Source organism: Pseudomonas sp. P5_A2_2, from assembly GCF_054177685.1.
In genome coordinates, this window is record NZ_JBGCUL010000154.1 from 1 (window position 1) to 8,817 (window position 8,817).

At 61.8% G+C, this 8,817-nt stretch carries 11 protein-coding genes and 1 pseudogene; 4 read left to right on the top strand and 8 right to left on the bottom strand.

What is annotated here, in order from left to right; translation table 11 throughout:
* Window positions 1–206: SDR family oxidoreductase (locus ACXRVY_RS12130; protein ID WP_458237468.1), on the top strand; the 206-nt coding region annotated here is incomplete at its 5' end.
* 2 nt (window positions 207–208) lie between these two features.
* Window positions 209–1,063, top strand: coding sequence for a MaoC family dehydratase (locus tag ACXRVY_RS12135; protein WP_223462783.1), 855 nt, complete (start codon window positions 209–211; stop codon window positions 1,061–1,063).
* A 55-nt stretch (window positions 1,064–1,118) separates the two neighbouring features.
* Here the strand turns inward: ACXRVY_RS12135 and ACXRVY_RS12140 are convergent, their stop codons facing one another.
* From ACXRVY_RS12140 to ACXRVY_RS12160, 5 genes are all read right to left on the bottom strand, one after another.
* Window positions 1,119–1,394, bottom strand: coding sequence for a DUF6124 family protein (locus tag ACXRVY_RS12140; RefSeq protein ID WP_458237469.1), 276 nt, complete (start codon window positions 1,392–1,394; stop codon window positions 1,119–1,121).
* Between the two features lie 621 nt (window positions 1,395–2,015).
* Window positions 2,016–2,579 (bottom strand): DUF4136 domain-containing protein, encoded by a 564-nt coding sequence (locus tag ACXRVY_RS12145; protein ID WP_223462781.1) that lies wholly within the window; start codon window positions 2,577–2,579, stop codon window positions 2,016–2,018.
* A 55-nt stretch (window positions 2,580–2,634) separates the two neighbouring features.
* A complete protein-coding gene (locus ACXRVY_RS12150; RefSeq protein WP_458237470.1) occupies window positions 2,635–3,243 on the bottom strand; it encodes a DUF4136 domain-containing protein in 609 nt (202 codons plus the stop codon).
* 12 nt (window positions 3,244–3,255) lie between these two features.
* On the bottom strand, window positions 3,256–4,005 hold the full coding sequence (locus ACXRVY_RS12155) for a methyltransferase domain-containing protein (RefSeq protein ID WP_108219847.1): 750 nt from the start codon (window positions 4,003–4,005) through the stop codon (window positions 3,256–3,258).
* Window positions 4,005–4,307, bottom strand: a complete 303-nt coding sequence (locus ACXRVY_RS12160) for a MazG-like family protein (protein ID WP_085727452.1) — start codon at window positions 4,305–4,307, stop codon at window positions 4,005–4,007. Before ACXRVY_RS12160 ends, ACXRVY_RS12155 begins: the two co-directional genes overlap by 1 nt.
* A 157-nt stretch (window positions 4,308–4,464) precedes the next feature.
* Between ACXRVY_RS12160 and ACXRVY_RS12165 the strand changes: the two genes are divergently transcribed.
* Together ACXRVY_RS12165 and ACXRVY_RS12170 are read left to right on the top strand one after the other, a co-directional pair.
* Window positions 4,465–4,758: a hypothetical protein gene (locus tag ACXRVY_RS12165; protein WP_223462779.1), complete on the top strand. Its 294-nt coding sequence runs from the start codon at window positions 4,465–4,467 to the stop codon at window positions 4,756–4,758.
* Between the two features lie 98 nt (window positions 4,759–4,856).
* Window positions 4,857–6,206: an MATE family efflux transporter gene (locus ACXRVY_RS12170; RefSeq protein WP_458237471.1), complete on the top strand. Its 1,350-nt coding sequence runs from the start codon at window positions 4,857–4,859 to the stop codon at window positions 6,204–6,206.
* An 11-nt stretch (window positions 6,207–6,217) separates the two neighbouring features.
* On the opposite strand, the gene ACXRVY_RS12175 is transcribed toward ACXRVY_RS12170, so the two are convergent.
* The 3 genes and pseudogenes from ACXRVY_RS12175 to ACXRVY_RS12185 all read right to left on the bottom strand — a co-directional run.
* A complete protein-coding gene (locus ACXRVY_RS12175) occupies window positions 6,218–7,018 on the bottom strand; it encodes a DUF4123 domain-containing protein (RefSeq protein ID WP_223462777.1) in 801 nt (266 codons plus the stop codon).
* On the bottom strand, window positions 7,015–8,334 hold the full coding sequence (locus ACXRVY_RS12180; protein WP_223462776.1) for a contractile injection system protein, VgrG/Pvc8 family: 1,320 nt from the start codon (window positions 8,332–8,334) through the stop codon (window positions 7,015–7,017). Before ACXRVY_RS12180 ends, ACXRVY_RS12175 begins: the two co-directional genes overlap by 4 nt.
* A gap of 232 nt (window positions 8,335–8,566) precedes the next feature.
* Window positions 8,567–8,817, bottom strand: a pseudogene (locus ACXRVY_RS12185) (arginine decarboxylase); the annotation flags it as partial.

The window sequence follows — 8,817 nt, forward strand, 5'->3', positions numbered from 1 at the left end:
CCGTGGCGCCGGGCTTCATCGAAACGCAAATGACCGCGCACATTCCCTTCGGCCTGCGCGAAGCCGGACGGCGCATGAGTTCGCTTGGCCAGGGCGGCTTGCCACAAGACGTCGCCGAAGCCGTGGCCTGGCTCGCGCAACCGGGCACCGGCGCGTTCACCGGGCAAGCGTTGCGCGTGTGTGGGCAAAGCGCTCTGGGGGCTTAGACATGATCACCGACTGGCACACACTCAATCGCGAACCGAGCCTGCCGGGGTCATACGCACGAGCGGCGACACGGCGAAAAATCACTGGCACCCGCCTGCCGGATTCGGGTTTGCGTTGCTGGGTAGAAGTCGATCCCAAGCGCCTGGCGGCTTATCGCAAGGTCTGTGGTTTCGCCGACAGCGGCCTGCTGCCGCCGACCTATCCGCATATCCTCGGGTTCGCCTTGCAGATGCAATTGCTCACGGCAAGGAACTTCCCGTTTCCGCTGCTAGGCCTGATTCACCTGAGCAACCGCATTCGTGTACTGCGCCCCATGGGCGGGGTGAATCGGGTGTGCGTCAGCGTGCAAGTGCAGAACCTGCAACCCCACGCCAAAGGCGCGACGTTCGATCTGCTGACCAGCCTCGACGATCAGTTGGGGCCGTTGTGGGAAGCAGAAAGCCGGATGCTCTGTCGCGGTGTCAAACTCGAGGGCGAACCGCTCGAAGAACCTCTGACATCCAGCCTGGACTTGAGCGAAATCGAGCACTGGAAAGCGCCCCCGGACATCGGCAGGCAATACGCCAAGGTGTCCGGCGACTACAACCCGATCCACCTGAGCGCGGCCAGCGCCCGGCTCTTCGGTTTCCCGACCGCCATCGCCCATGGCCTGTGGAACAAGGCACGCACACTGGCTGCGCTGGCCGGGCACCTGCCGACGGCAAATGTCGAGATCGCGGTGCAGTTCAAGAAGCCGGTACGGTTGCCCAGTGAAGTGACGTTGCTGGCCAGTGCGCCAGGGCCGAGCGGGGATTTGCAGTTGGTGGGCGCCGGGGATCTGGAGCATATGGTCGGGCAGTGGCGGCCGGTTGCCTGACAAGGCCGATGTCTGTGGCGAGGGAGCTTGCTCCCTCGCCACAAAAGCTGCGTGGTCAGTCTTGCGGATCGAGATTGTCCAGCGCCCGGTTCACCGCCAGCTCACCCAGCATGATCACATGCGCAATCCCCAGCATCGTATTGCGCTGCGAGCCTTCCAGAAACCCCGCGAAATCACTCGCCATCACACTCGCCGACGCCAGTGATTCACAGGCGTGGGCCAGTTCGCCATCACTGCGACCAAGCAGAAGGGTGGCGAACCGTACGCAGGTTGGTCGACCAGGGAATGGAAACCCGGCAGGGCCTAGGCCCTCCCACGCACAGCTCGCCATTAAGCAAGCACAAAAATGCCGCTCGCGCGGCACTGTGCGCCATTCTAAACCCGGGCGACCAAACCCGATCACTGAATTTGCAGCGACTGACAAAGGCTAGAGATYGCACTTCCGACGGACAACCTGAAAAACATGTCGGAGGTTTCCTCGGGACTTGAGGAAAACTACACAGGATTGGTCGGCTGACAGGCCGCCATCGCGAGCAAGCTCGCTCCCACAGTTGGGCTGGGTACATTCGAAAGAAATTGGTCGGCTGTCAGGCCGTCTTCGCGAGCAAGCCCGCTCCCACAGGTACTCAGTACATCCGAAAGATTTCGATCGGCTGKCAGGCCGCCATCGCGAGCAGGCTMGCTCCYACAGAAGAGCAAAGGCAGAGCGGCGTACACCACTGCTCTTCACCACTCATCAGGCCGAGCGTTAGCTCGCCTGCAGCTCTTGATCTTGATCCACCCGCCCCCTCGGCAGGCTGAGTGGAGGYGTTCATYCGGGGGTGGGCGCGCAGCGCCGTTCGGCGMAGCCGAACACATCGAGAGAAGGAAGCCGCCGTTACCGCAGCAATGGATATGTACACCATCCAAAAAAACCCCTGTGGGAGCACAGGGGTTGAGAGGCCGGCTGATTCTAGGACGCGTGCGGTGGATAGTTGGCCAATATCCGCGTGACCGTTTGCCAGATGGCATCGCGACGATCCGTCGGGTTCGGCGTGCGGCTGAGCATCTGCTCGTCACTGCCGCGCCACACCAGTTTGCCGTCCTTGCCATCGAGCAGGTCGATCTGGATGGTCGCCACTTTGTAGCTGACATTGCGGGTTTCGTTGTACATCGGTGCGCCGTAGTAGCCATGCCACGGGTAACCCCAGCCGCCGCCGTAATTGGTGGTCACCTGTTGCTGCCGCTCTTCGACAATCAGGTAGGCCTGCACATTCAAATCGCCCTTGGCACCCGCGGCGGCCGGACGCAGACCGCGCTGATCCAGTTGATCGGCAACCGCCTGACGGACGCGCTGTTCGGTCAGGTCGCTCTTGATCCGTGGATCATCGGGACGGTATTGCAGGGCGGGTTCTTTCCAGGTCCAGCTGCGATAGGCAGCAAAGTCGCGGCTGGCGTCGAAGTCATGATTGACCTGGTTGGCGGCGCAGGCACTGAGCAGCGCGGCCACTACCAGTAAAACTAAACGGCGGAACATGATGATTCTCCGGTTGAAGACATGATCCTGTGGAATGCTTCTTATCTACAAGAAGCTAACTAGGAGGATACGCCGACATCGCCTTTTCCACAGCCTCCCGTATCGCATCGGCGCGCTCGCTTTCGCGGCCCCGGTTGCCGGTTTCAGCGCTGGAGCTCCAAATCGGTTGACCACTTTTGGCGTCAAACATGTCCACCTGCACGACCACGACCTGTTCCTGATAGGTACGGATGATCGGCACGGTGGCGTATCCGCCATATCCAGGACCGTAGCCGTTGTAGCCGCCATAACCGCCGCCGTAATAGTCGTCCCGAACCTGACGCAGGCGGGTTTCCATCCGCAGGTCGGCRCTGACAAACAGGTCCGCCGGACGATTGTCATGCAGCGGACGCAAACCCCGCTGATCCAGCGCAKTGCTGACCGCTTCGGCGACCTGCGCCGAGTCCGCCCACGCAGTGCCCGGTGGCAGATGGCCGTTGAGCCAGGCCCAACTGCGATAACGTCCATAGTCACGCGGCGCTGCCGGGTAAGCGCTGCGGTCAAAAGTATTGGCGGCCTGGGGTGGCGCCGGTGGCAAAGGGTTGGAAGTGGCCACATAGGGGTTGCTGCCCTGACAGGCAGCCAGCCCCAGGCAGAACACCAGTACACCTGAATGATTTTTCATTTCGTGCTCCGATCAGACAGGCCGACAGATCCAGTGCAAGTAACGCCCAAGTCCGGCAAAGCTTGGATGGCGACGGTGGGCCAGTTCCATTTCGAGCAGGTCCACCAGTTCGGCACGGGCCTGGAATTCCACCGGCATGTAATCGTGAAAAACTCGCACGCCACTCTGTATTTCGACCTTCCACAGGCCTTCAAGTTGCGTCGCCAGCTCGCGCGGATCAAGGGGCTGCTGCGGGGTCAGGCTCTGCTTTTCGCCGGCCATGTCGTTCTTGCGCATCTTGCGGAAATGGCCCTTGAGCAAGTTGCGATAAATCAGCGCGTCGCGGTTGTAGAACGCCAGGGACAGCCAGCCATCCGCCTTGGTCAGTTGATGCARCACCGGCAGGATGGCGTGGGGTTCGGCCAGCCATTCCAGCACGGCGTGGCACAGCACCAGATCGTAGGGTTCGGTGAGCTGCCCGAGCAGTTCCTGCCAGGGTGCCTGAATGAATGTGGCGCTCTGCCCGGCTTCGGCAAAACGCTGGCGGGCGCCTTCGAGCATCGGTTCGGCAGGCTCGGCGAGGGTCACCTGATGGCCGCGCTGGGCCAGCCACAACGACATGTGACCAAGGCCGGCACCGATGTCCAGAACGCGCAGCGGACGGTCGGGCAAGGTTTCGGCCAGATCGGCCTGCAACACCGCCAGACGGATCGCACCTTTGGCACCGCCGTAGATTTTTTCGGCGAAACGGGTCGCCAGTTGATCGAAATGACGGTCGCTCATCAGCTGAACCTCCGTTCGCTGTCCGCCAGCTTGCTGCGCACCACGGCATCCATGTCCAGGCCCAGCTCACTGCACAACAGCAACAGATAAAGCACAATGTCACCGACTTCCTGCCCGGCGTGGGCGAGTTTGTCCGCCGGCAACTGGCGTGACTGGTCTTCGGTAAGCCACTGGAAAATCTCCACCAGCTCGGACATTTCCACGCTCGCGGCCATGGCCAGGTTTTTCGGGCTGTGAAATTGTCGCCAGTCATTGCGGTCACGGATGGCGTGCAGGCGTTCGGTCAGTTCAACAAGGTTCATCGGGCTCTCCTGAAGGCGTATAGCTTCGGGGGGATCACAGGTGAAGGCAAGGGGCAGAAGTTGCATGCTCACCTGCGCAACCCTCTATGCTTGTGGGAACTCGGCAGCATGATCGACAGCCCAAGACTCAATTCTCTTTAATCAGGACGTTCACTCCATGCAGGTAGAAGGATTTTCCGAATGGCTCGGCCAGGTACTCGGCTCGATCATCCGCTTCATCATTGATGGCCTCAGTGGGCTGTTCAATCTGTTGAGCAACGCCAGCAGTAATTTTGTCGAAGGCCTGTCCCAGGCGCTGGGCATGGATACCTCGGTCATCAGCATCGTKACCTTGATCCTCGGGCTGATACTGCTGTGGTCGGCGATCCGCGCCTTTCTCAATGCGTCGTTCATCATGGGGATCATCTGGTTGATGTTGGGGCTTTGGTTGCTCAGCTGGATCATCCACTGACACCATCAATTCCTATAGGAGCCGGCTTGCCAGCTCCTACATTGGAGCGCGGCATATCCGGAATGTGCCGCTACAATGCCTGCTCCCAAGGAGCCTGCATGTCCAACCTGACCGCCGACTGGCGCGACCGCCCTACCCATCGCCGGGTCTGGGCACTCGCCGCGCCGATGATTCTTTCGAACATTTCAGTACYGCTGGTGGCACTGGTCGACAGCACCGTCATCGGTCACCTGCCCCACGCCCATCAACTCGGCGCCGTCGCGGTCGGGGCCAGTCTGTACACCTTCCTTGCCTGGGCCATGGGCTTTCTGCGCATGGGCTCCACCGGGTTCGCCGCCCAGGCGGCGGGGCGCGGGGATGGTGCGGCCTTGCGGCAGATTCTGTTGCAAGGCCTGTTGCTCGCCATCGGCCTGGCCGTGGTCCTGGGTGCGGTGGGCGTACCATTGAGCGGGGTGGCGTTGCACTTCATGCAACCGTCGGCTGAGCTCGATCAGCTGACCCGCGAGTTTTTCCACACCCGTCTGTTCGGACTCCCCGCAGCGCTGGCCAGCYATGCCTTGGTCGGCTGGTTTCTCGGCACCCAGAATGCCCGGGCGCCGCTGGCGATTTTGCTGAGCACCAACCTGGTCAACATTGCCCTGAACCTGTGGTTCGTCCTCGGCCTGGAGTGGGGCGTGGTCGGTGCCGCCCGGGCCTCGGTGATTGCCGAGTGGACAGGGGCACTGATCGGTTTGCTGATGACCCGCAAAGCCCTGCGCGCCTACCCCGGGCATATCGCCTGGGCGGCATTGGCGCTGTGGCAGAGTTGGCGGCCATTGCTGGCGGTCAACCGCGACATCTTCATCCGTAGCCTGGCGCTGCAATCGGTGTTTTTCCTGATCACGGTGCAAGGTGCGCGGTTGGGCGACGCCACGGTCGCGGCCAATGCCCTGCTGCTCAATGGCTTGCTGCTGACCGCCCATGCCCTCGATGGCCTGGCCCACGCCGTGGAAGCCCTGTGCGGGCATGCGCTTGGCGCCCGCAATCGCGATGCCCTGCGCCGCTCATTGGTGGTGGCCGGCGGCTGGTCGTTGCTGGCAAGCCTGGGCTTTGCTGCGCTGTTTCTGTGCGCCGGGCATCTATTCATCGAGATGCAGACCAACATTCAGAGCGTACGCGACACCGCGTTCATCTACTTGCCCTACCTCGCCGTACTACCGCTGATTGCCGTCTGGAGTTACCTGCTCGACGGCCTGTTCATCGGCGCCACCCGCGCCAGGGAAATGCGCAACGGCATGCTGCTGACCGTGGCGCTGGTGCTGCCTATCGGCTGGGCACTGCAAGGCGGGGGCAACCATGGCCTGTGGATAACCTTTTTGTTGTTCATGCTCCTGCGCAGTCTGACCCTTGGCGTGATTGCCTGGCGTCTGCGCCGTCACGATGGCTGGTTCGCCGGCAGCACTCACTGAACGGGGCAACCTCATGACCAGGGTGGATCGCTCTGCCACAAGTGACGCAGGCTATCGAGGCGCTCCTGTTGAGTCCGCCCCGGCAGCGGCTGCACGGGCACGGCGTCGGGATACTGCAAGCGCAGCCATATCCAGCCATCAAGCACCGGGCGCTCGCTGAAACCCAGCGCCACCCCTTCTTGCACATGGGCCCTCAGGCGGGAGAAATCGGCACCGGTGGATTGGTTCCAGCGCCAGGCCTGCTGCTCGAGCAGGCAGGTTTGCAGTTTTTCCTGTTGCCCGGCACTGAGGTTCTCCTCGACTGCCAACGGACTGACCGCCAGCCCCGGGTTGGACAAGCGCTGCCAGCCCTCACATCCCGTCGCGCGGTCGGCCCAGCTGCCACCGAACCAGCGCAACTGGTTGATGGGCCCGAGCCAGCGACTCAGCTCAACGGCATCGCAGGCATCGAAGAAATAGCTCGCCGTGATCGGGTTGTAGTAGCTCAAAAGGGCCCGGTGCAGGCCAAGCGTGACCGTGAGCATGCGCTGCAAATGCGTCAGCAACGACGCAGCGCTGGCCTCGCTGACCATCAGCAATCCGGGCCAGCGTTGTCCGTCGACGATGCATAAGTCGGCCAGTGCCGGGCAGGTACGCAGATCGACCAGGACCGGTCCCTGCTCATGCAGCGCATGCCACTCCGTACCTTCGAACAACCCTGACCACCGGGCTTGCGCAAACATCTGCCGAAGTGTGACACCCGCCTGCGGCGTGCCCGGTACATCCAGCAACAGCCACTGCGGGGGTGCCTCGGGCTTGCGTGTGGCGATCATGCTCCAGAGCTCTGGCCAAGCTGCGTCGCCAGACGACAGGTACACAACGCCTGTGCGCAATGGTTGAAGCTGCCACCGCCGGGCAGCAGGCACAACACCAGCAATGGCTCCCCCGACCGCAACCATTGCTCCAGGCCCTCATCATGGGTGCAGCCGGGYTGGGGGGTGTCAGCGTCCGTCACTTCGACCTTTGCCGGCGCATGCAGCAGCCCGGTTATCTGCGGTTGATCGGGATCGCCCTCGACAAAACCCACGACCAGCTCAGTCCCTTCCCGCAATGGCAAGAACGTCGATGCCTGCAGTTGCCTGGCCAGGGGTAACCAGCAATGGCTGGGCGCAGCCCCTTCGCCCTGATAAAGCCAGTCGAACTGCACCGGTACCGGCCTTGCCGGGTCGGGGCCTGGTTCATCGACCTCGACGACCCACGCCCGTTGCAGGCTATGCATTTGTGGTTTGACCGTCACACAGGGCGGCGCGAAGGGTGTCGGCCACTGCAGAGCACGGGCCTGATTGTGGTAAGGCCTCGCCGTATCCTGACTGCCCCAATGCTCAACGTGGGTCAGCAACCAGAGGCGATTGCATTCGGCAACCGGATGACCGGACAGCGGCATCAGCCGACCGCTGCGCAAGGTCGCCAGGTCTGTCCGGCATTCGGCACTCTGCACCGCTGTCCCACCACAGTGCAGACGTTCGAACTGCCGCACCGCCGGCCGATCGCCCTCGCTGCGCAATACCGCAGGTTCGCCGGTTGGAAAATGCCGATGATCATCCCCAAACACCACACAGTGCCCGCGGGCCCGGTGTTCGAAGTGGTAGTGAAGTCGTTCCTGGGCGCACAGTCGCTGGAGAAACTGCAGATCCGACTCTCGATATTGCGTGCAGAAATCCCGGGGCGGGTATTCGCAGCTCAGCGCCAGGCGTCGATCTTTGCCGGTAATACCGTGCTCCTTGAGCACCCGGTCGAGGATTTGCGGCACTGAAAGGGCGCTGAAAATTCGTTGGCTGAAGCGCTGGGCCAGGCAAGCCAGTTTTGGCCCCAGACGCACCTGGCAGAGCCGGGGTCCCGAGGCATGATCACGCTGGACGAGTTCATGCAATTGTCCATGCACGTGGCTTCCGTCTGGTCCGAAATGCAACGAGGCCGGGCGGTACAGCAAACTGGCAAGGTCAAGCACCGGGTCATCGATCAGCAGTTCCAGGTCGAACACGAACGGCTCGCTGATGGCCTCTTTACCGGTAAAGGCCAGGACCTCAAAGGAGTCGGGCAGACCTGCTACATCCAGACGAAATGACGGTTCGCTGACTGGATTGAACATCGGCGTTTCTCTACAGGAGGGGCGGCCGGGGATTCTCGCTGAGAGACATGGCCGAGTAGAGTGCCGAAGTACAACTTAGGAAATGACCTACGCGAAAAGAAGACCAAATGGCATGGATTGCCAAGGACGTGGGCAGTTTCGCTTGAAAAAAAAGAATCGGCCCACCAGGTCATCTGAAATTTCCGCAGCAAACGGAAAATTTTCAGACAACCTGATAAGCGTGACGCTTACCTCAGGACGACAGGTAAGACGAACGGGTCAGCCCCAGACGCAAGGCATCGAGGAACTGCGTGCGCTCGGTGGCGCTGATGCGGGCACTGGCGCACTTGTCGCGGTAGTGGGTCATCAGCTCTTCCGGCGACAAGTGCACGTAACGCAGCATGTCTTCGATGGTGTCGTGGGTTTCGATACCGGCGTGGTACACGCTGCCGTCGGCGTTCTGGTAGATGTTCACCGAGTCGGTGTCACCGAACAGGTTGTGCA

Coding starts and splice junctions, on each gene's coding strand:
- ACXRVY_RS12135 (WP_223462783.1), top strand. CDS start 209: ATGATCACCGACTGGCACACACTCAATCGCGAACCGAGCCTGCCGGGG.
- ACXRVY_RS12145 (WP_223462781.1), bottom strand. CDS start 2,579: ATGTTCCGCCGTTTAGTTTTACTGGTAGTGGCCGCGCTGCTCAGTGCC.
- ACXRVY_RS12160 (WP_085727452.1), bottom strand. CDS start 4,307: ATGAACCTTGTTGAACTGACCGAACGCCTGCACGCCATCCGTGACCGC.
- ACXRVY_RS12140 (WP_458237469.1), bottom strand. CDS start 1,394: ATGGCGAGCTGTGCGTGGGAGGGCCTAGGCCCTGCCGGGTTTCCATTC.
- ACXRVY_RS12175 (WP_223462777.1), bottom strand. CDS start 7,018: ATGATCGCCACACGCAAGCCCGAGGCACCCCCGCAGTGGCTGTTGCTG.